Source organism: Actimicrobium sp. GrIS 1.19 (assembly GCF_035984655.1).
In the GTDB taxonomy this organism is placed as follows: Bacteria; Pseudomonadota; Gammaproteobacteria; order Burkholderiales; family Burkholderiaceae_D; genus Actimicrobium.
The window spans coordinates 280780-300193 of sequence record NZ_JAXCHT010000001.1 but is presented as its reverse complement, the minus strand read 5'-3'; the positions used below and the strand labels follow the sequence as shown (position 1 = coordinate 300193).

The 19414-nt window shown below is 62.3% G+C and carries 19 protein-coding genes; 7 read left to right on the top strand and 12 right to left on the bottom strand.

Annotated elements, in window-relative coordinates; all coding sequences use genetic code 11:
* Positions 1-55: 55 nt before the first annotated feature.
* On the bottom strand, positions 56-1285 hold the full coding sequence (locus RCH09_RS01455; protein WP_326939244.1) for a cation:proton antiporter: 1230 nt from the start codon (positions 1283-1285) through the stop codon (positions 56-58).
* 135 nt (positions 1286-1420) lie between these two features.
* On the opposite strand from RCH09_RS01455, the gene RCH09_RS01450 reads away from it, so the two are divergent.
* A complete protein-coding gene (locus tag RCH09_RS01450; RefSeq protein ID WP_326939242.1) occupies positions 1421-3565 on the top strand; it encodes an acyl-CoA dehydrogenase in 2145 nt (714 codons plus the stop codon).
* On the opposite strand, the gene RCH09_RS01445 is transcribed toward RCH09_RS01450, so the two are convergent.
* Entirely contained in the window at positions 3559-4539 is a 981-nt protein-coding gene (locus RCH09_RS01445) for an LLM class flavin-dependent oxidoreductase (RefSeq protein ID WP_326939241.1), read from the bottom strand. The genes RCH09_RS01450 and RCH09_RS01445 overlap by 7 nt on opposite strands.
* A gap of 99 nt (positions 4540-4638) precedes the next feature.
* On the opposite strand from RCH09_RS01445, the gene RCH09_RS01440 reads away from it, so the two are divergent.
* Both RCH09_RS01440 and RCH09_RS01435 read left to right on the top strand, forming a co-directional pair.
* On the top strand, positions 4639-5061 hold the full coding sequence (locus RCH09_RS01440; RefSeq protein ID WP_326939239.1) for a hypothetical protein: 423 nt from the start codon (positions 4639-4641) through the stop codon (positions 5059-5061).
* A 10-nt stretch (positions 5062-5071) separates the two neighbouring features.
* A complete protein-coding gene (locus RCH09_RS01435; protein WP_326939238.1) occupies positions 5072-5728 on the top strand; it encodes a ribonuclease HI family protein in 657 nt (218 codons plus the stop codon).
* Between the two features lie 45 nt (positions 5729-5773).
* Here RCH09_RS01435 and RCH09_RS01430 read toward each other — a convergent pair whose 3' ends face one another.
* From RCH09_RS01430 to RCH09_RS01385, 10 genes are all read right to left on the bottom strand, one after another.
* The gene (locus RCH09_RS01430) at positions 5774-6313 is read right to left on the bottom strand and encodes a glycine zipper 2TM domain-containing protein (RefSeq protein WP_326939237.1); all 540 of its coding nucleotides are present in this window, start codon (positions 6311-6313) and stop codon (positions 5774-5776) included.
* A gap of 119 nt (positions 6314-6432) precedes the next feature.
* Complete coding sequence (locus RCH09_RS01425) at positions 6433-7452, bottom strand: transporter (RefSeq protein WP_326939236.1); 1020 nt, start codon at positions 7450-7452, stop codon at positions 6433-6435.
* 108 nt (positions 7453-7560) lie between these two features.
* A complete protein-coding gene (locus tag RCH09_RS01420) occupies positions 7561-7782 on the bottom strand; it encodes a hypothetical protein (RefSeq protein ID WP_326939235.1) in 222 nt (73 codons plus the stop codon).
* Between the two features lie 56 nt (positions 7783-7838).
* Entirely contained in the window at positions 7839-9086 is a 1248-nt protein-coding gene (locus RCH09_RS01415; protein WP_326939234.1) for a phenylacetate--CoA ligase family protein, read from the bottom strand.
* A 37-nt stretch (positions 9087-9123) separates the two neighbouring features.
* Complete coding sequence (locus tag RCH09_RS01410) at positions 9124-9927, bottom strand: ABC transporter ATP-binding protein (RefSeq protein ID WP_326939233.1); 804 nt, start codon at positions 9925-9927, stop codon at positions 9124-9126.
* Positions 9928-9982: 55 nt separating this feature from the next.
* Positions 9983-11305 carry an ABC transporter substrate-binding protein gene (locus RCH09_RS01405; protein WP_326939232.1) on the bottom strand — a complete coding sequence of 441 codons (1323 nt, stop codon included), beginning with the start codon at positions 11303-11305 and terminating at the stop codon, positions 9983-9985.
* A gap of 47 nt (positions 11306-11352) precedes the next feature.
* Complete coding sequence (locus RCH09_RS01400; protein WP_326939231.1) at positions 11353-12429, bottom strand: branched-chain amino acid ABC transporter permease; 1077 nt, start codon at positions 12427-12429, stop codon at positions 11353-11355.
* Positions 12430-12452: 23 nt separating this feature from the next.
* Complete coding sequence (locus RCH09_RS01395; protein WP_326939229.1) at positions 12453-13367, bottom strand: branched-chain amino acid ABC transporter permease; 915 nt, start codon at positions 13365-13367, stop codon at positions 12453-12455.
* Between the two features lie 9 nt (positions 13368-13376).
* Positions 13377-14165: an ABC transporter ATP-binding protein gene (locus RCH09_RS01390; protein WP_326939228.1), complete on the bottom strand. Its 789-nt coding sequence runs from the start codon at positions 14163-14165 to the stop codon at positions 13377-13379.
* A 9-nt stretch (positions 14166-14174) separates the two neighbouring features.
* Positions 14175-16148 carry an AMP-dependent synthetase/ligase gene (locus tag RCH09_RS01385; protein WP_326939227.1) on the bottom strand — a complete coding sequence of 658 codons (1974 nt, stop codon included), beginning with the start codon at positions 16146-16148 and terminating at the stop codon, positions 14175-14177.
* Between the two features lie 242 nt (positions 16149-16390).
* Between RCH09_RS01385 and RCH09_RS01380 the strand changes: the two genes are divergently transcribed.
* From RCH09_RS01380 to RCH09_RS01365, 4 genes are all read left to right on the top strand, one after another.
* Positions 16391-17077, top strand: coding sequence for a Crp/Fnr family transcriptional regulator (locus RCH09_RS01380; protein ID WP_326939226.1), 687 nt, complete (start codon positions 16391-16393; stop codon positions 17075-17077).
* Between the two features lie 28 nt (positions 17078-17105).
* Positions 17106-17447, top strand: a complete 342-nt coding sequence (locus tag RCH09_RS01375; protein ID WP_326939225.1) for a hypothetical protein — start codon at positions 17106-17108, stop codon at positions 17445-17447.
* Between the two features lie 195 nt (positions 17448-17642).
* Positions 17643-18311 carry a PEP-CTERM sorting domain-containing protein gene (locus RCH09_RS01370; protein ID WP_326939224.1) on the top strand — a complete coding sequence of 223 codons (669 nt, stop codon included), beginning with the start codon at positions 17643-17645 and terminating at the stop codon, positions 18309-18311.
* 162 nt (positions 18312-18473) lie between these two features.
* A complete protein-coding gene (locus RCH09_RS01365; protein WP_326939223.1) occupies positions 18474-19355 on the top strand; it encodes a DMT family transporter in 882 nt (293 codons plus the stop codon).
* Positions 19356-19414 lie beyond the last annotated feature (59 nt).

Here is a 19414-nt window from a genome sequence, read left to right as displayed (position 1 = left end):
GGTCTGGCTGAGTAATACTTCGGAAAACCGGAAGCATGCCAACATGAAATGAAGATCAGGGTTGCGCTGCAGGACGCGTACCTGCGACACCCTCCCCGCGCCCCAACCAGGCCAAACCCGGCGCCGTCACCAGCGTACTGATCAGCGCCATCATCGCCAGCGCCGAATAAATCTGCGGCCCAATGATCCCCGCATCAAAGAAGATGTTGATCGCGATCAGCTCCATCAAGCCCTTGCACTGCATCAGGCAACCGAGCATCCCTGACTCGCGCCATGACAGGCCGGTGCAGCGTGCCGCGATCGCCACGCTGGTGAATTTGCCGACCATCGCAGCGGTCGTCACGATCGCCGTCAGCAGCCAGAACGCCGGGTCGCTGACGTCGAGTTGCAGGCGCATGCCGGTCAGGATGAAATAGAACGGCAGCAGCAGCGTCTGGCTCAACAGCAGCAGTGGCGCGCGCCAGGTTTGCAGCAGGCTCTTCGGAAAAATCACGCCGCCGAGGAACGCACCGAACAGCGCGTGCAGGCCGATCAGGTCGGTCAGCATGGCCGAAAAACAGATGAGGCCGACAAACTCCAGCACCACATGCAGATCGGCGGCTGCGGGTCGCGACCGGTACCAACGCAGCAGCAGCGGCCGCACCAGCAGGAACATCGCCGCGATGTAGGCGGCAAACAGCGGGAAGATCGTCAACGCATGGGGCGAGCGCGAACCCAGCGACAGGATCAGCGCGATGCCGAGCCACAGCCAGACGTCATCGAGCATCGCGCAGTTCACCGCCAGTTTGCCGACGGCGGTCGCGGCCATGCCGGTGTCGCGCAGGATCGCAATCAGTACCGGCAGCGCCGTCACCGACAGCGTCACGCCCAGGGCCAGCGCGCAACGCTGCGCGGTCGTGTCGGCGCCGGCCACGCCGGCGAAGTGGTGCACCAGCTGATAGCCAACCAGGCTGCCCAGCAGACAGGTCAACGAAAATCCGGCCACGCTGATCGGCACAAAGCGCCAGGTGCGGGCCTCGCGCGACATCGACTCGGCGCCGGCCAGCGCGATCAGGATCACCACCCCGAGCCAGCCCAATCCCTGCAGCGAAAATCCGAGCGGCCCGGCCAGGAAATCAATCTCGCGCGTCTTGAGCCAAGCGAGCAGACCGCTTTCATTGACGGCGATGCCAAGCAGCAGCTGGACGAACACCAGCGGGAACACCTTTTCGACGCGCAGCAGTCGACTCAGTAGCGCTGGAACACACAAGAATAAAAAAACGGCGGCAAAAAATTGACTGGTCATGAACGCGATGGTGGCAAAGCTGGGGACGGGGCGGCGCAATGCGTGCCAGCGCACGGTTTTACGCTGCCAACAGGCCTATTGTCAAACCGGCTTTTGTTGCCACCATCCCCCATTCGAACACACAAGGAACTCTGGATGCTGACATCCCTGCTCGGGCAACTGATGATGCCGGTCTTTAAGAAAGCGCTGCCAACCATCGGCGATACGGAACGCGCCGCACTGGAATCCGGCACGGTCGGCTTTGAAGGCGTCTTTTTTGACGGCGCGGTCGATTTCAGCAAACTGGCGAACGTCCCGGCAGCACCCCACAGCGCCGCAGAGCAGGCGTTTCTGGCCGATCAGGTGCCCACGCTGTGCCGCATGCTGGACGATTTCGCCATCGACGAAGCCGGCGATTTACCGCCCGAGGTTTGGCAATACCTGCGCGCGCAGGGCTTCTTCGGGATGATCATTCCGCGCGCATTCGGCGGTCTCGAATTCAGCCATGCGGCGCACGCCGAAGTCGTCACCCGCATCGCCAGCGTCAATATTGCCGCGGCCGTGACGGTGATGGTGCCGAATTCGCTGGGGCCGTCCGAGCTGCTGCTGCGCTACGGCACCGATGAGCAAAAGAATTATTACCTGCCGCGCCTTGCCTGCGGTGACGACCTGCCCTGTTTCGCGCTGACTTCGCCCTATGCCGGTTCGGACGCGGCCGCCTTGCCGGACTTTGGCGTGTTGTGCGAGCGCGAATGGAACGGTGTCATGACACGCGGTTTTGCGCTGACCTTTTCCAAACGCTACATCACCCTGGCGCCGGTCGCGACCGTGGTCGGGTTGGCATTCAATGTGATCGATCCGAATCGCCCGGCCGATCAGCAGCATCTCGGCATTACCTGCGCGCTGATTCCGGTGCCACATCCGGGCCTGCAGATTGGGGCGCGCCATCATCCGATGAACAGCGCCTTCATGAACGGTCCGGTGCAGGCCACCGACATGTTCATTCCGATCGATTGGGTCATTGGCGGCGCCGACCAGATCGGCACGGGCTGGCGCATGCTGATGGAATGCCTGGCGGCGGGTCGGGCGATCTCGCTGCCGGCGCTGGGTTCGGCGATGCAGCAGACCACCCTGTACGTGGCCAATGGCTACGCCGGATTGCGCGATCAATTCGGCTTGCCGATTCAGCGCTTCCAGAATATCGCGGCGCTACTGGGCGGGATCGCGATCGAGCTGTATGCCACCGACGCCGCGCGTCGCATGACCGCCAGCATCCTTGATCAGGGCGAGCAACCCAGCGTCGCCAGCGCCATTGTCAAATATCACCTGACCGAAGCCGGTCGGCGCGCCATCAATCACGGCATGGATATCCTCGGCGGCAAGGCCATCTGCGCCGGACCGTCCAATCTGCTGTCGAACGCCTACCGCAACACGCCGATCGCCATCACGGTCGAAGGCGCCAATATCCTGACGCGCGCACTGATCATTTTCGGGCAGGGTGCGATACGCTGTCATCCGTATGTACTGCGCGAAATTCATGCTGTCGAAAAGGGTGACAACGCCGCGCTGGGCAGCGCCCTGCTCGGCCACGGCGCGCATCTGCTGCGCAATTTCTGGCGCAGCCTGGTGCACGCGCCGCTGGTCGGCATCGCGCCGCCGGGCTTTGAAGCCGAGGCCCGCAAGATCGCCCGGCTGGCGGCCAAATTCGCCTTCACCACCGATATGTGCATGGGCGTGCTGGGCGGCAAACTCAAGCGCATGGAATTGATTTCATCGCGACTGGGCGATGCGCTGTCGCATCTGTATCTCGCGTCGGCCTGCCTGTGGCGCTTCGGCGCCCAACCCGACGCCCGCGTCGAAGCGGTCGCGCGCGCGGCCGTGCGGCGGCAAATCTGGCTTGCCAGCGAGGCCTTGCATGCGCTGTATGACAACCTGCCCAATCCGGTGCTGGGCGTGGCCGGCAAGATTGCACTGCACGGTTTGCGTCCGATCCGCGCCACGAGCGATGTCGAGACACTCGCCATTGCCGACAGCCTGCGCGATCCACAAGTGATCGCGCTGCTGTGCCCCGATGTCGAAACACCGAAGTCCGGCGGCTTGCGCGATCTCCAATACGCGCTGCAACTGGCGCGCGAAATCGGCGCAGACGAAAGCCAGCGGTTGGCGCGCGCGATCCGGCAGATCAAGCCTTTCGACCAGATTGCCGCTGGCTCGTCGTCACCGCTGGCGCTGGAGTTTCTGCATGCGCTCGACCGGGTGATCCAGGTCGACAGCTTTACCGATCAGCCCTTCGATCATTGACGCAGGCTCGCCACGATCTCATAGGAATGCAAACGCGCGGCATGGTCAAAGATCTGTGAGGTGATCATCAGTTCATCGGCGCCGGTGCGGGCGATGAACGCTGCCAGCGCAGCCGCCACGGTGTCCGGGCCGCCGATCGCCGACGACGACAGCACGTGGTCAAGCATCGCGCGCGCCTCCGGCGGCAGGCGCTCGGCATAATCCTGCACCGGCGGTTGCAACAGCGACGGCCGGCCGCTGCGCAGATTGACGAAGGCCTGTTGCATCGAAGTCGCCAGCAGGCGCCCTTCGGCGTCGCTGTCGGCGGCAAATACATTAAAGCCCAGCATCACATACGGCTTGGCCAGTTGTGCCGACGGCTTGAAGTGGGCCCGGTAGATCTGGATCGCATCCATCATCTGCCCCGGCGCGAAATGGGAGGCGAAGGCATACGGCAAACCCAGTTCGGCGGCCAGTTGCGCGCCAAACAGGCTGCTGCCCAGGATCCACAACGGCACGTTCAGGCCCGCGCCCGGAACGGCGCGCACGCCATGTCCGCGATACGGCGCGAAGTACTGCTGCAGTTCGAGCACATCCTGCGGAAACGCATCGGCATCGCTGTCGAGATTGCGGCGCATCGCGCGCGCAGTGGCCTGGTCCGATCCGGGCGCGCGGCCCAGGCCGAGGTCGATCCGGCCGGGAAACAGGGACTCAAGCGTGCCGAACTGCTCGGCAATCACCAGCGGCGAGTGGTTCGGCAGCATGATGCCGCCAGCGCCAACCCGGATCGTGCTGGTGCCGGCGGCGACGTGGCCGATCACGACCGCAGTGGCCGCACTCGCGATGCCGGGCATGCTGTGGTGTTCCGCCAGCCAGTAGCGTTGAAAGCCCAGCCGCTCGCCGTGCTGGGCCAGCGCCAGCGTATGGGCAAACGATTGGGCGGCGCTGCCGCCTTCAACGATCGGCGACAGATCGAGAATGGAAAAGGGAATCATGAGGACGGCAATCGCAATGGGGGGAGCAAGTACATGCGTCCATTGACCGTTTGTTCAAGTCTGGATGACCAAACCGCGATCTGATGGTATCTTCGCAGCATGCCTAATGACACCGACATCCGCCTGAGTGGCCCCTTCAGCGCGAAAGATTCTTCCGGCCAGATCCGCGAGATCAGCGCCTTGCGCATTTTCGACGAGGGCTACGGCATCATCGACCTGTATGTCGACATGCGCCATCCGATGCGTGACGATCCCCTGTTCGAAGACATGGTGCTGATCAGCAACATTGGCGCCCACCTGCGCACCCTTGGCTATGCCGGCCCGGATTTTCTGGTTGGCGATGCCGGTTTGCAGGACGACAAGCTGATCGTGCTGGAAGCCCCCGAAGCATTTACCGTGTTTGCCGAAAGCCGTGGCTGGAAGAACCTCGCCGCCGAGTTTGCCGAAGACGAACCGGACGAGGCGGCACCCGCCGCCAGCGCGCAACTCGATGCGCTGATGGCCAAATTCAAAGCGAAATAACAGCAGACGCATGGCCGCGACACCCGATTGGCAAGCGCTCTGTGCCGCCGCCCATGCCGCCGAACGGAGCGCGGCGCGCCGCTTGGTGCGTCGCACCGGCATCAGTGATATCGAGGCGCTTAGCCAGACGCTGGCCGCGGCCGCATTTCCCGACACCCTGGCCGGGCTGCTTGGCAAGCGTCACGCCACCCGCTGCGCCGACCTGGCGCGCCGTGATGCTCGCCAGCAAAGCCGCATCGATGGCTGGAACGCCAGAAAGCTGGCCCGTCAACCCGATCCGAATGCCTGGCTGGGCTGGTTCGATGGCTCGGCCTGGCCCAATCCGGGCCGCATCGGCCTCGGCGCGCTGCTCTGCAGCCCGCACAACGTCGTCACCGAGATCAGTACCGGCGGCGGGCACGGCGACAGCAACCAGGCCGAATACCTCGCCCTGATTGCGCTGCTGGAAGCCGCCGTGCCGCTGCAACCCGCCATGCTGGTCTTGCACGGCGACAGCCGCATCGTGATCGACGACATGACGGGCGTGCATCAGGTGGCCGCCATGCAGGAGTTGCGCACACGGGCGCAAACACTGATTGCGCAGCTTGGGACAGTGCATTTTCGGTGGATTCCCCGCGCCCGAAACGGGGTCGCCGATGCGCTGTCGCAGCGCGCGCGGCAGGCGTAAAAAAACCTCGCGCCAGGCGAGGTTCTTTATGTCATATCAAGCAGTTCAATAGCCGTAACGCTGACCAGCCATGTTGCCCAGATAACCACCGCCGACAGCGCCGGCTACCGTTGCCAGCGTGCGGCCATTACCGCCGCCCACCTGACTGCCGAGCAAACCGCCAACCACGGCGCCAGTGGCAATGCCGATCGGGCTGTTCGCCTGTGGCGCCGGTTGCTGATACGTGGTTTGGCGCACGTCGTTGCGATAACCCGTGTCGGCCTGTGCGTAGGTTTGTGTGTGGCTGCGGCGTGCGTGTTGCGGGCGACGCGCCGGGGCCGCCTCAGGTTGCACCTGATAGCCCGCTACTGGCGCCGTCACTGGCTGCATGTACTGGTAGCCGTTGGGTGTCTGCACCAGCACCGGGGCTGCCGGATTCGAATTGCTTGCCTGGATGGTCGAGACGGACTGCGGCGCGGTGCTGCTGTGCGAGCTCGGCAGCACGCCGCTGATTGCGGCAACCCCAAGCAGGCAGACCAGTGTCAGCGATACTGCGGCGCCTGCCATGAGTGGATGAATGCGTGCGGTGGTTTGGCCTGATTCCATGTCGTACTCCTGCGTTGCCTGTAAGGGAAACCTGAGCTTACGCAGGTTTCCATTACAAGCAACGCATGGCGCGGTATCAAACGTGACGAGATGTAAGTCAGGATGCCTAGCGGGGATGCCTAGCGGTCGCGCTGCGTGCGCATCGCAATCCAGCCGAAAATCACCGTCAGCGTCACGATCACCCCGACCACGATCCAGAATCCGCCCGGATGCCCGGCCAACGGAATGCCGCCGACATTCATCCCCAGCAAGCCGGCAATGATGTTGATCGGCAGCGCCAGCACCGTCACGATGGTCAGCACGAACAGACTGCGGTTGTTGCCTTCGTTGACGCTGGCGGCGATTTCTTCCTGCAGCAATTTGATGCGTTCCTGCAGCGACACCATGTCGCTCAGGACCACGGAAAATTCTTCGGTCGATTGACGCAATTCCTGCGAGTCGGTTTCGGCCACCCAGTGCGGCGGGCGCTGCAGCAGCCGGAACAATGCGGCCGGTTCCGGCGCCAGCAGGCGTTGCAGGCGCACCAGCACGCGCCGCAGTGCGCCGAGTTTGGCGCGCCGATGATTGAGGCGCCCGGCCAGCAAGTGATCCTCGATATCGTCGACCTTCGCCACCGCGTCGCGCACGATACTCACCAGCACATCGGCCTGGTCGCGCAGCAAATGAATCAGCAGCTCGACCGAGGAACGGATGGCGGCGCCACCGTCGACCGCGCGGCGCAGCCGGTCGATCGACTTGAGCGGCGTGCGGCGTGCGCTGATGACAACGTGCTGCGATACGCTGATCCAGACCGTCGAGATATCCGACGGCTCGAACGAAAAATCATGCAGCACGTCGTTGATCACGGCGATCAGGGTGTTCTCGGCGAGTTCGATGCGGGTCGAGCGCGAGCCTTCGTGCAGCGCTTCGTAAAATTCGTCGACCACACCGGCGTGCTCGGTAATCCACTTTTCGCTGGCGGTGTTGCTCAGATTGAAATGCAGCCAGATGAATTTGTTCGACCCGGCCGGTGGTGGCGCGCGCAGCCAGTCAATCGCCTGCTCGGAGCCGATCATCGCGGTCTTCTGGTCCTGCTTGAATACGTAGCCCCAGATCAGACCGGTCGGATCGGAGCCGTACGTGACGGCGGACGTACTCATGCAAACACTCCGTGAAATGAGAGGGAGAAGGCGGACCGGGTCAGTCCGCTCCCGATTCTGCCACAGCCAGTGACGGCAACGACTGCGCGATCAGGCCGCGCCGGTGGCTTACCCCTTCTTGCTGCCAAATGCCAACAGCAAGCCGCCCGCTGCGATGGCGGCAATGCCCGCCCAGATCGGCACGTTGACGGTTTCCTTTTCCTTGACCGAGAGTTCGATCGGGCCGAGTTTGACGGCGGTCGTGTCCTTGGTATAGCTGAAGCCGCCGTAGACGAGGGCAAGTGCGCCTGCCACGATCAGCAGGATGCCGATGATTCGGGTGATATTCATGCGGGATTGCCTCCTGAAATTGAGGCGATCACGGTGCCACCGATTGCGGCATTTACCTACTCATATCGCCGCAGGTCCTCGATCACCTTGCCGTCGTTGGCCAGCGCGCCGGGCGCCACCAGCAGCACTTCGCCGCGCAACTTGGTGACATCGCGAATGGCCTCGACCAGCGCTTCCTGCAGGCCGGCTTCGACGGCGGCGACTTCACAATGCAGCGTCATCACGTCTGCCGCCATGACGCCAGTGACCACCAGGCGGGCTTTCAGGACCGCAGGAAAGCGTCGCATGACCTGCGCCACCTGGGCCGGATGCACGAACATCGCGCGCACCTTGGTGGCCTGGTCGGCACGACCCATCCAGCCCTTGATGCGCACGTTGGTGCGCCCGCACGGCGAATCGCCCGGCAGCACCGCCGACAGGTCGCCGGTGGCGAAGCGCACCAGCGGATAGTCGGGATTGAATGACGTCACCACGACTTCGCCGACTTCGCCGGCGGCGACCGGGTCGCCGGTGCCGGGCCGGACAATTTCGAGCAGCAGGTCTTCGTCGAGAATCATGCCCGGATTGACCTTGCCGGCGGTTTCGGTTTCATAGGCAATGCTGCCGATGTCGGCCGAGGCATAGATCTGCAGCACATGCGGCACGCCATTGCTTTGCAACCAGCTGCGCAGCGACGGCGGCAAGGCTTCGGCGCTGACCAGCGCGCGTCGGGTGGCGCTGATGTCGCAACCCATCTCGCGTGCCTTTTCGATAATGATCTTCAGGAACGACGGTGTACCGACGTACGCGGCCGGTTGCAGTTCCGCCATGGCCTGCACCTGCATTTCGGTCTGGCCGGTACCGGCCGGGATCACCACGCAGCCAAGCCGCGCCGCGCCGCCCTCGACCATGAACGCCGCCGGCGTGAAATGGTAGGAAAAGCAGTTTTGCAGCAGATCGCCATCGCGCAGTCCGAGGGCATGCATGGCCCGGCCAAAGCGCCACCAGTCTGCGCCGCGTCCTTCCGGGTCGAAGATCGGACCGGGGGACATGAATACGCGGCGCAGGCGACCGGTCGCCGTCGAGGTCAGGCCGCCGAACGGACGGGCCGACTCCTGCAGCGCATGCAGGTCGGATTTGCGCGTCACCGGCAGTTGCGCCAGCCTCGCGCGCGAGTTGATGGTGGCGGCATCGACGCCGTGCAGGATATGGGCCCAGCCGACGCTGGCTTGCGCCTGCGAAATCAGGCGCGGCAAATTTTCCAGCAACGTGGCCTCGCGTTGTTGCGGATCACGGGTTTCGAGAATATCGAGCGGCTCGGACATGGCGCGGGTTTCCGTTGGTGAAAAAGGGTGGGAATGCTCAGGCCAGCCAGCGCTTGCGGCGACGATAGAACTTCATGTCGCGAAAGCTTTTGCGTCCGGCGCCGGACACGCCCAAATAGAATTCCTTGACGTCTTCATTGGTCGCCAGATCGTTTGCGGCGCCTTCCATGACGACCCGACCGTTCTCCAGAATGTAGCCAAAGTCGGCGTAACGCAGCGCCACCATGGTGTTCTGTTCGGCCAGCAGGAAAGAGACGTTTTCGCGCGTGTTCAAATCCTTGACGATCTCGAAAATCTCTTCGACGATCTGTGGCGCCAGTCCCATCGACGGCTCGTCGAGCAAAATCATCGACGGCTTGGCCATCATGGCCCGGCCGATCGCCGTCATCTGCTGTTCACCGCCACTGGTGTAGCCGGCCTGTGACTTGCGGCGCAGTTTCAGGCGCGGGAAGAACGCGTAGATTTTTTCCAGTTCATGCCTGGTTTCGGCGCTGCTGATATTGCGGGTGTAGGCGCCGGTCAGCAGGTTGTCTTCGATCGACAGATGGGCAAAGCAGTGCCGCCCCTCCATCACCTGAATCACGCCGCGCTTGACCAGGTCGTTCGGGGTCATGCGGTCGACCCGTTCGCCATTGAATTCGATACTGCCCTTGGTGACATCGCCGCGCTCTGCCGACAGCAGATTCGAGATGGCTTTCAGGGTCGTGCTCTTGCCCGCCCCGTTGGCGCCGAGCAGGGCCACGATCTTGCCGCTCGGGACCTCCAGCGAGACGCCTTTCAGGACCAGGATCACATGGTCGTAAATGACTTCGATGTTATTGATGCGCAGTCCTGCCGCCATGATTTCTCCGCTGATTCGAAAGTCCGTGCGTCGCCATCGACGCACGGGGAAATGCTTACTTCATGCAGGCCGGCGTGATGTTTTTCTCTTTGGCGTACTTGGCGGCATTGGCCTTGAACAGCGGATGGATCAGGCTCTTGTTGCCCTCGATCCAATCCGAAATCAGGTTCCACTTGGTGCCGTCCCATTGCTGGATCTTGACCTTGCCGGAACCTTCATGGTTGTCGCAGCTGGTCTTGATCTCAGGCAGCAGACCGGTCGCGCCGAGCTGGCCGAGGCGGGCGCTGGTGATATTCAGATTCTCCAGGCCCCAGCGCATCTGTTCGCCGCTGATGACCTTGCCCTTGCCATACTTGGCCTGTGCGGTGCGAATGGCTTCGACCGTGGCAATCGCCACCGACACGCCGCGGTTGTACAGGATGGTGCCGACCTTGGCCTTGTCCTGCATGTTGCCTTTGCCGGCTTCGTACAGCACCTTGTCGATGTCGGCGATCAGGGGCACGCCCTTGCCGGTCACGTTCCAGGTGGCGCTCATGTAACCCTTGGCGGCTTCACCGGCTGGAATCGTGTCCTCTTCCGAGCCGGCCCACCACGAACCGATGATCTTGTCGCGCGGGTAGCCGACCTTTTGCGCCGCCTTCAAGGCGGTCTGGTTCATCACGCCCCAGCCCCAAAAAATCACATAGTCGGGATTTTCCTGCCGGATCCGCAACCACTGCGCGCCCTGCTCATTGCCGGGATGCGCGACCGGAATCTGGACCAGCGCGAACTTGCCGATCAGGCTTTCCGCTTCGAGTGCGCCGATCGGCTCCTTGCCATAGGCCGAGTCGTGATACAGATAGGCGATCTTCTTGCCTGCCAGCGAGCCGCCATTTTTGGACGCCAGATACTTGACGATGGCCGAGGCCTGCATCTGATAGGTCGTCACCAGCGGAAACGCGTACGGAAACACCGAGCCATCGACGGCATCGGTGCGGCCATAACCAACCATCATCAGCGGCACCTTGTCTTCCACCGACTTGTCGATCAGCGCATAGGCAATGCCGGTCGCCATCACGTTGTAGGCGGTGCCCTTGGTGGTCGGGTTCTTGTTCTTCAGGCGCTCGTAGCACTCGACGCCCTTGGCATTGTTGTATTCGGTTTCGCACTCTTCCCACGACAGCTTGACGCCGTTGACGCCGCCTTCCTTGACGTTGACGTAGTTCAGGTAATCGACATAGCCGCCGTAGAACGACTGGCCGTTGCCGCCGTACGGGCCGACCCGATAGCTGGGGATGGCGATGAACTGGTCATTGGCTTGCGCGACGGCGTCGGTCAGCGGCGCGAACAGGCTCGCGACGGTGGCGGCGGCAAGCAGTAGTTGTTTTAGGTTTGTCATGCTGTCTCCTTCATTGGGTTGCGGGTTTGATGCGGGATGCCGGGAAGTCAGTGCGGAAATGGCCACAGGCGCAACTTCTCTTTGGCGATTTGCCACAGCCGCGCCAGGCCGTGTGGTTCGACAATCAAAAAGAAAATGATCAGGCCGCCAAACACCATCAGCTGAATGTGCGACACCGCTTCGTTGGTGAACGGCAGATGCAGCAAGGCGGCCAGCGGCGGCAAAAAATTGTCCAGCAGGATCGGCAGCAGCAGAATGAACGCCGAGCCGAGGAAGGCGCCGAGGATGCTGCCGACGCCACCGATGATGATCATGAACAGGATGCGAAACGACAGGTCGAGCGAGAAGCCATCCGGCTCGACCGAACCGAGATAGCAGAACGCGTACAGCGCACCGGCCACGCCGCAATAAAACGAGCTGACCGCAAACGCCAGCAGCTTGGTCCGCATCAGCGGAATGCCGATCACTTCTGCCGCCACGTCCATGTCGCGCACCGCCATCCAGGCGCGCCCGGTACCGGAGCGCACCAGGTTCTTCGCCAGCAGCGCCATCACGCTGACGATGGCCAGCACGAACAGGTATTTTTTCATCGGCGAGTTGATCGCATAGCCGAACAGCTCGAGCTTCTGCGCGCTGATCACGCCGCTGGAACTGTTGTTCGAGAACCAGGCAAACTTGGTCAGCACCCAGACCACAAAGAACTGCGCCGCCAGCGTCGCCACGGCCAGATAGAAGCCCTTGATGCGCAGCGACGGCAAGCCGAACAGCACGCCGACGCCGGCCGCGCACAGCCCGGCCAGCACGAACGACAGCAGGATCGAAATGCCTTCGATACGCAGCTGGAAGTTGTAGGCGGCGTAGGCGCCGACGGCCATGAATGCGGCTGATCCCAGCGACAGCTGGCCGGCGTAACCGGTCAGGATATTCAGGCCCAGTGCGGCCAGCGCCAGCACCAGGAACGGAATCAGGATGGCGGAAAACCAGTACTCGGAACCGAGCAGCGGAATGGCGATGAAGGCAATTGCCAGCACCAGCGCCATGCCGACGCGGTCCTGGCGAATCGGAAAAATCTGGCTGTCGGCGATGTAGCTTGTCTTGAACTGGCCGGCTTCGCGATAAAACATGGGGTGATTCCTCTGAACGTGAATTAAACGCGGTCGATGTGTTTTTCGCCAAACAGGCCTTCCGGCCGGACCAGCAGAAACAGCAGCGCGAAGACATACGGGAACCAGCCTTCGATGCCGCCGAAATTGCCGCCGAAGGCGCTTTGCATTACCGGCGGAATATAGATCTCGGCCAGCTTCTCGGAGGCGCCGATGATCAGTCCGCCGACGATTGCGCCGGGCACCGAGGTGAAGCCGCCGAGGATTAGCACCGGCAGGGCCTTCAGCGCCGTCATCGTCAACGCAAACTGCACGCCATTGCGGGAACCCCACAACATGCCGGCCACCAGCGCGACAAAACCGGCCACGCCCCAGACAATCGCCCAGATATGCTGCAACGGAATGCCCAGCGACAGCGCCGCCTGATGGTCATCGGCCACGGCGCGCAGGGCCCGGCCGATCTTGGTTTTCTGGAAAAACAGCGCCAGCAGCGCGACCAGCAGAATCACCATCCCGGACGCGAACAGGTCGAACTTGGACAGCCCGATGCCGGTGCTGTCCATGATCGACTGGATCGGCTCGTCGACGATGCCCAGGTCGATTGCGCGCACGCCGCTGCCGAACAGCAGCGGCCCCAGGCCTTCGAGGAAAAACGACAGCCCGATGGTGGCCATAAAGAGCGTGATTGGCGGCTGGTTGACCAGCTTGCGCAGCACGAAGCGCTCGGTCGACAGGCCCACCGCCAGCATTACCAGAAAACCGCCGATCACTGCGGCCCACATCGGCAAGCCACGGTCGATCAGGCCGACCACCGACAGCGCGGCGAAATACACCATTGCGCCCTGGGCAAAATTGAACACGCCGGAGGCCTTGTAGATCAGCACGAAACCCAGTGCGACCAGCGAATACATCAGGCCCGACAGCATCCCGCTGAGCAGAACTTCGAAAAAGAATTTCATGTGGTTCCCTTAGTGCGCGGTGCCGAGATAGGCTTTGATGACATCCGGATTGGCCATCACCTCATCGGGTGTGCCATCGCCGATTTTCTTGCCGTAGTCGAGTACCACCACGCGATCCGAAATGTCCATCACCACACCCATGTCGTGTTCGATCAGCACAATCGTGGTGCCGAACTGGTCGTTCACATCGAGGATGAAGCGACACATGTCCTGCTTCTCCTCGACATTCATGCCGGCCATCGGCTCGTCCAGCAGCAGCAGGCTCGGTTCGGCGGCCAGCGCGCGCGCCAGTTCGACGCGTTTTTGCAAACCGTATGGCAAGCGTCCGACCGGTGTCTTGCGGATGTGCTGGATCTCCAGGAAGTCGATCACTTCCTCGACCTTGTGCCGATGCGCGATTTCTTCGTTGCGCGCCGGGCCCCACCACAGCGCGTGTGCCAGCAGTCCCGACTTCATGCGCGTATTGCGGCCGGTCATGATGTTGTCGAGCACCGTCATGCCCTTGAACAGCGCGATGTTCTGGAACGTGCGCGCAATGCCCTGGTGCGCGACCCGGGTCGGATTCATTGCGTGACGTTTTTCGCCGTGAAAGGTGATGTCGCCCTGCTGCGGGTGATACACGCCGTTGATCACGTTGAGCATCGAACTCTTGCCGGCGCCGTTGGGGCCGATGATGGCGCGGATCTCGTGTTCCTTGACATCGAAAGAGATATTGGTGAGCGCCTTGACGCCACCAAAGGCCAGCGAAATATTCTGCAGGTCCAGAATCACGTTGCCGATTTGTCGTTGAGTAGTCATGCGTTCCGATCAGGCAGCGCGCCGGATGGCGGCAAAGGTTTTGGCATCGCGAATCTGCAGGTCCGCCGCGACTAGCGCCTTGCGGCCGTCTTCGAACTTGACCTGGGTTTCGATGTACTGCGACGTCTTGTCCGAATACAGCGCATCGATCAGCACCGCGTATTTTTCGGCAATGAAGCCGCGCCGCACCTTGCGCGTGCGGGTCAGTTCGTCGTCATCCGGATCAAGCTCCTTGTGCAGGATCATGAAGCGATGGATCTGCGAACCGGCCACCAGCGGGTCGTGCGCCAGATCGGCGTTGACCTTGTTGACGCATTCGGTCACCAGATCCAGCACCGCCGGCAACGCGGCCAGATCGGTGTAGCCGCTGTAGGCCAGGCCGCGCCGCTCGGCCCAGTTGCCGACCGCATCCATATCGATGTTGATGAAGGCATTGCACTGCGCGCGTTGGTCGCCGAACGCCACCGCTTCCTTGATGAACGGGAAGAACTTGAGCTTGTTCTCGATGTACTTCGGCGCGAACATCGCGCCATCGGCCATCTTGCCGACGTCCTTGGCGCGATCGATGATTTTCAGGTGGCCGTCGGCGTCGATAAAGCCGGCGTCGCCGGTATGGAAATAGCCGGCCGCATCAATCGCTTCGGCAGTCGCATCGGGACGCTTGAAGTAGCCCGTCATCAGACCGGCCGAGCGCACCATCACTTCGCCACTATCGTCGATGCGGATCTCGACCCCGGCCATCGGCTTGCCGACGGTGTCGAGCTTGACGTCGCCGGAGGTTTGCATGCACACCGTCACGCAGGTTTCGGTCATGCCGTACAGCTGCTTGAGGTTGATGCCGAGCGAGCGGTAGAAGTCGAACAGGTCCGGCCCGATCGCTTCGCCGCCGGTGTAGGCGACACGGATGCGCGACAGTCCCAGCACATTCTTCAGCGGGCCGTAGATGATCAGCTGGCCGAGCGCATACTCGAGTCGGTCCAGCAGGCTCACGCCCGGCCTGCCGTCAAGGATGCGAATGCCGACGCGGCGCGCCACCGCCATGAAATGATGGAACAGGCGACGCTTGATCCAGCTGGCGTCTTCGATCCGGATCATCACCTGCGTGAGAATGTTTTCGTACACGCGCGGCGGGCCGAAATAGTAGGTCGGGCCGATTTCGCGCAGATCGGTCATCACCGTTTGCGGCGACTCCGGACAGTTCAGGCACAGCCCGGCAACATGCGCCTGGGCGAACGAATACAGATAGTCGCCGACCCACGCCAGCGGCAGATAGCACAGCACGTCATCGCGGTCGGTCAGATGATCGAAGGCGACCAGATTGGCGGCGGTGGTGATCATCGCGGCATGCGAATGACACACGCCCTTGGGCTTGCCGGTGGTGCCGGAGGTGTACAGGATGACGGCGGTATCGGCCGGTTGCCCGAGGCCGACTTCCTGCATGAAGAAGTCGGGATTGGCGCGATCGAATTCGCGGCCGATCTGCTGCAATTTGGCGTAGGCGCACAGTTCCGGTTGCGCGTAATGCCGCAGGCCGCGTTCGTCGTCGACGATGATGTGGTGGATGCGCTCGGCGAGGTGCGGCTGGGTTTGCTTGATCTCGAACAGTTTGTCGACCTGCTCCTGGTCTTCCACCACGGCAAAGTCGATTTCGGCGTCATCGAGCACATAGGCCATGTCGGCCGCCGGCGCATCCTGGTACAGCGGCACCGGCACGCCACCCAGGCACTGCATCGCCGACATCGCCCAATACAGGCGCGGGCGATTGTCGCCAATGATGGCCAGATTCATGCCGCGCCTGAAGCCCAGCGCCGCCAGTCCGCAGGCCAGCGCGCGCACTTCGTCGGCGACCTGCGACCAGCTGGTCGCTTGCCAGATCCCAAGATCCTTTTCACGAAAGGCGGGCTTGTCAGGGCGTTGCTGCGCGTGTTGCAGCAGCAGCCGCGGGAAAGTCATCCCGTGCAGGTTGGTTGTTGTCTCCACCATGGTCCTCGTTGTCCTGGTACTGCGGCAGCGCGACTCTGCGGTCGCCTCTGTGCGTTGATAACCGAGTGTGTGCGGTCAAGCTGACACCACTCTTACTGTTTTCCCGCTTTGTTTGCGCCACCGCATACAATGGCCGCGCAGCTTTTTTTCCTGAATTGAGTCTAGAGCGGAATTTGCGCCCCGGTTGTCGTTTGCCCGACAATCACCCACCTGTTTGCCAACTATCGATGACGCATCGCACCATGAGCACTGACGCTGCCGGCATGACCGCTTTTCTCGATTCGACCCTGTGGGCGCCGTCGCTAACGCCGTCGCAGAGCGAACGCGTGCTGCGCGACATGGGCGAACGCGTGGTGCCGGCCGGCGGCTTTGCCTGCCGCAAGGGCGAGCCGGTGGATCACTGGATTGGCGTCATCTCGGGACTGCTGAAAATGAGCAGCGTCTCGCCCGAGGGCAAGACCGTCACCTTCACCGGCATGGGCCGTGGCGGCTGGTTTGGCGAAGGCTCGGTGCTGAAGACCGAGGTGCGCCGATACGATGTGGTGGCGCTGCGCGAAAGCCGGCTGGCGTACATGCCGCGTGCGACGTTCACGTTCTTGCTCGATAACAGCATTGCCTTCAACCGCTTCCTGCTGATGCAATTGAACGAACGACTCGGGCTGTTCATCTCGCTGGTCGAATACGATCGCATGCTCGATCCGGACACCCGCGTGGCGCGTTGCCTGGCGGCGCTGTTCAATCCGTACCTGAATCCCGGCAGCGGCCTGCAACTGCAGATTTCGCAGGAAGAAATCGGCTACCTGTGCGGCACCTCGCGCCAGCGTGCCAACCAGGCGCTGCAGGTGCTGGAAAAGGACGGCTTGCTCAGCGTCGATTACGGTGGCATCACGATATTGAATCTCGACGGGCTGCGCGTGTTTGGCGGGTAGAATCAGGTCAACTTTTTGGGAGGACGCCATGCGCGCCGATGTAATGATCGAAATCGTTGTCGTGGTCGACAAGGCCAGCGGTCACAGCAAGGTGGTGTATCTGTGTGACATCGCACCGGCCGGCGATTCAATGGACCTGTTTGTCGCCGAGGACAGCAAGTCGATCGCGCTGTACCACCATCTGCGCTACGACGACGCTGGTCGCGACCGACGTAACCGGGCTGCCATGACGTACCCGGATGGGCGCGGCGAGAAACTGATCCTGGTCGGACAGGTGCAGCGCGCGTTGCAGCTCGATGCGGCGACGCAGATCGAGGTCAGCCGGGCGCATCTGCGCCTGAAAGCGATTCCGGTCGACGAATGGGATTGATTGCGTAGCGTTGCACCGGCCCGCATCGCTGGCTGTAACGGGGAAGTGACCATATTTAACAGTTGCCGTCTTGTCAGATTGTCTTCGTCCGGCTAGTCTCACGTTAGTTGATTGATATTAATCAATTCGGACATCCGTTCGGCGCGTCTGATGGCAAAGTTTGCTTGCCGAAAAACACCAATAAAAGAGAACACCTTGAAAAAATTAGCCCGCCTGACCATCCTTGCCGCCCTGATCGCACCGTTGTCAGCCCTGGCCGATGTTGCGCCCGTCAACTGGACCCAATGGAACGACGACCTCAGTGGCGCCACCAAACAAGACAATGCCGCCATTACCGTCACCTATACCGGTGATAAGATTGGAGTCGACTACAGTAGCAATGTGTATGGCGTGACCAGCTCGTTTACTAGCGCCAACGTGATCAACACGCCGGGCGCGAACGGTTCGATCAAGATGCAGGGTGGCAATAGCACCATCAACAATTTCCACTTTTCCTCGGCGGTCATCAATCCCTACTTTGCCATCTTCAGCCTCGGGCAGGGCGGGGCCGGCGACGTCACCAGCTCGGCCTCGCTCGACTTCACGATGCCATTCACGATTCTCAGCAGTGGTGCCGGGTTATGGGGCGGCGGCACCTTTCTGGCCAATGGCAACAGCATTGTCGGCAATGAAGGCAACGGCACACTGCAATTCATCGGCTCGTTCACCGACATTTCGTTTGTCACGCCACGCCAGGAAAAATATTACGGTGTCACCGTCGGTCTGGCGCAAGTCTCGGCAGTGCCTGAGCCAGGCACCTACGCGATGCTGCTGGCCGGTCTGGGCCTGATGGGTCTGGCGCTGTATCGACGCAAATCGCTGTAACACCGGACTGCTCCTGCAGCAGTTCAGACGAAAGCCCCGCAAGGGGCTTTTTTTACGTGCTGCGCCGTGCCAACAGGCTCTCGCCTTGCACGTCCGATTTTGGCCAACGGCCAATCCGGCAATGCCTTATCCTCTGCACTTCCGAATTCCCGGTTTCCCGCCATGCGTACCATTGACCTGATCCGACTGCTTGCCCTCGCCGCCATCTGGGGCGCCTCCTTCCTGTTCATGCGCCTGATCGCCCCGGTACTCGGGCCATTGTGGACGGCCGAGCTGCGCGTCGGGATTGCCGGGCTGCTGATGCTGGTCTTCATGGTTGCCACTGCACAGCCAATGCGGTTTCGCGCCAACTGGCGGCAATACCTGATTATCGGCACGGTCAATTCGGCGCTACCCGCCTCGCTGTACGCCTATGCTGCGCTGACGTTGCCGGCGGGGTATTCGGCCATCCTGAATGCCACCAGTCCGCTATGGGGGGCGCTGATCGGCGCCGCGGTGCTGAGCGAGCCGCTTGGTGCGCGCAAGATCGTCGGCCTGTTCTGCGGCGTCGCGGGGGTTGCGTTGCTGGTGCGGCTGGGGCCGGTGCAGTTCACGCCGGAGGTGCTGCTGGCGGCGCTGGCCTGTCTGCTGGCGACCGTCTGCTATGCCAGCAGCGGCGCGTATTCGAAACTGCGTTCGGCCGGCATCGCGCCCGGCTTGATGGCGACCGGTTCGCAACTCGGCGCCGCGGCGGTGCTGCTGCCCGCGCTGCCGCTGGCGCCAATGCGCTCCGAGCCAACCTTGCAGATTCTGCTGCTGGTTCTGGCGCTGGCGGCAATCTGCAGCGCGGTGGCCTACTTCATCTATTTTCGCTTGCTGGCCGATATTGGTCCGACCAAAACGCTGACGGTGACCTTTCTGATTCCCCTGTTTGCGCTGGTGTGGGGTGCGCTGTTCCTGGGCGAAGTCATCAGCATCACGACGCTGGCCGGATGCGCCCTGGTGGTGCTGGCGACCTGGCTGGTGACGGTGGCGCCGCGACGCGCGCTGGCGTCGGCCAACTGACAGCGGGCACGACGCCGGTGTAAAGCCAGGTAAAGTTCCCGGCGACGGCAGGCCGATTG

Excerpts from the sequence above, each read along its gene's own strand:
- RCH09_RS01365 (WP_326939223.1), top strand. The coding sequence starts at position 18,474 with ATGCGTACCATTGACCTGATCCGACTGCTTGCCCTCGCCGCCATCTGG.
- RCH09_RS01435 (WP_326939238.1), top strand. The coding sequence starts at position 5,072 with ATGGCCGCGACACCCGATTGGCAAGCGCTCTGTGCCGCCGCCCATGCC.
- RCH09_RS01375 (WP_326939225.1), top strand. The coding sequence starts at position 17,106 with ATGCGCGCCGATGTAATGATCGAAATCGTTGTCGTGGTCGACAAGGCC.
- RCH09_RS01390 (WP_326939228.1), bottom strand. The coding sequence starts at position 14,165 with ATGACTACTCAACGACAAATCGGCAACGTGATTCTGGACCTGCAGAAT.
- RCH09_RS01445 (WP_326939241.1), bottom strand. The coding sequence starts at position 4,539 with ATGATTCCCTTTTCCATTCTCGATCTGTCGCCGATCGTTGAAGGCGGC.
- RCH09_RS01440 (WP_326939239.1), top strand. The coding sequence starts at position 4,639 with ATGCCTAATGACACCGACATCCGCCTGAGTGGCCCCTTCAGCGCGAAA.
- RCH09_RS01380 (WP_326939226.1), top strand. The coding sequence starts at position 16,391 with ATGAGCACTGACGCTGCCGGCATGACCGCTTTTCTCGATTCGACCCTG.
- RCH09_RS01430 (WP_326939237.1), bottom strand. The coding sequence starts at position 6,313 with ATGGAATCAGGCCAAACCACCGCACGCATTCATCCACTCATGGCAGGC.
- RCH09_RS01450 (WP_326939242.1), top strand. The coding sequence starts at position 1,421 with ATGCTGACATCCCTGCTCGGGCAACTGATGATGCCGGTCTTTAAGAAA.
- RCH09_RS01395 (WP_326939229.1), bottom strand. The coding sequence starts at position 13,367 with ATGAAATTCTTTTTCGAAGTTCTGCTCAGCGGGATGCTGTCGGGCCTG.
- RCH09_RS01415 (WP_326939234.1), bottom strand. The coding sequence starts at position 9,086 with ATGTCCGAGCCGCTCGATATTCTCGAAACCCGTGATCCGCAACAACGC.
- RCH09_RS01405 (WP_326939232.1), bottom strand. The coding sequence starts at position 11,305 with ATGACAAACCTAAAACAACTACTGCTTGCCGCCGCCACCGTCGCGAGC.
- RCH09_RS01400 (WP_326939231.1), bottom strand. The coding sequence starts at position 12,429 with ATGTTTTATCGCGAAGCCGGCCAGTTCAAGACAAGCTACATCGCCGAC.
- RCH09_RS01410 (WP_326939233.1), bottom strand. The coding sequence starts at position 9,927 with ATGGCGGCAGGACTGCGCATCAATAACATCGAAGTCATTTACGACCAT.
- RCH09_RS01455 (WP_326939244.1), bottom strand. The coding sequence starts at position 1,285 with ATGACCAGTCAATTTTTTGCCGCCGTTTTTTTATTCTTGTGTGTTCCA.
- RCH09_RS01420 (WP_326939235.1), bottom strand. The coding sequence starts at position 7,782 with ATGAATATCACCCGAATCATCGGCATCCTGCTGATCGTGGCAGGCGCA.
- RCH09_RS01385 (WP_326939227.1), bottom strand. The coding sequence starts at position 16,148 with ATGGTGGAGACAACAACCAACCTGCACGGGATGACTTTCCCGCGGCTG.
- RCH09_RS01425 (WP_326939236.1), bottom strand. The coding sequence starts at position 7,452 with ATGAGTACGTCCGCCGTCACGTACGGCTCCGATCCGACCGGTCTGATC.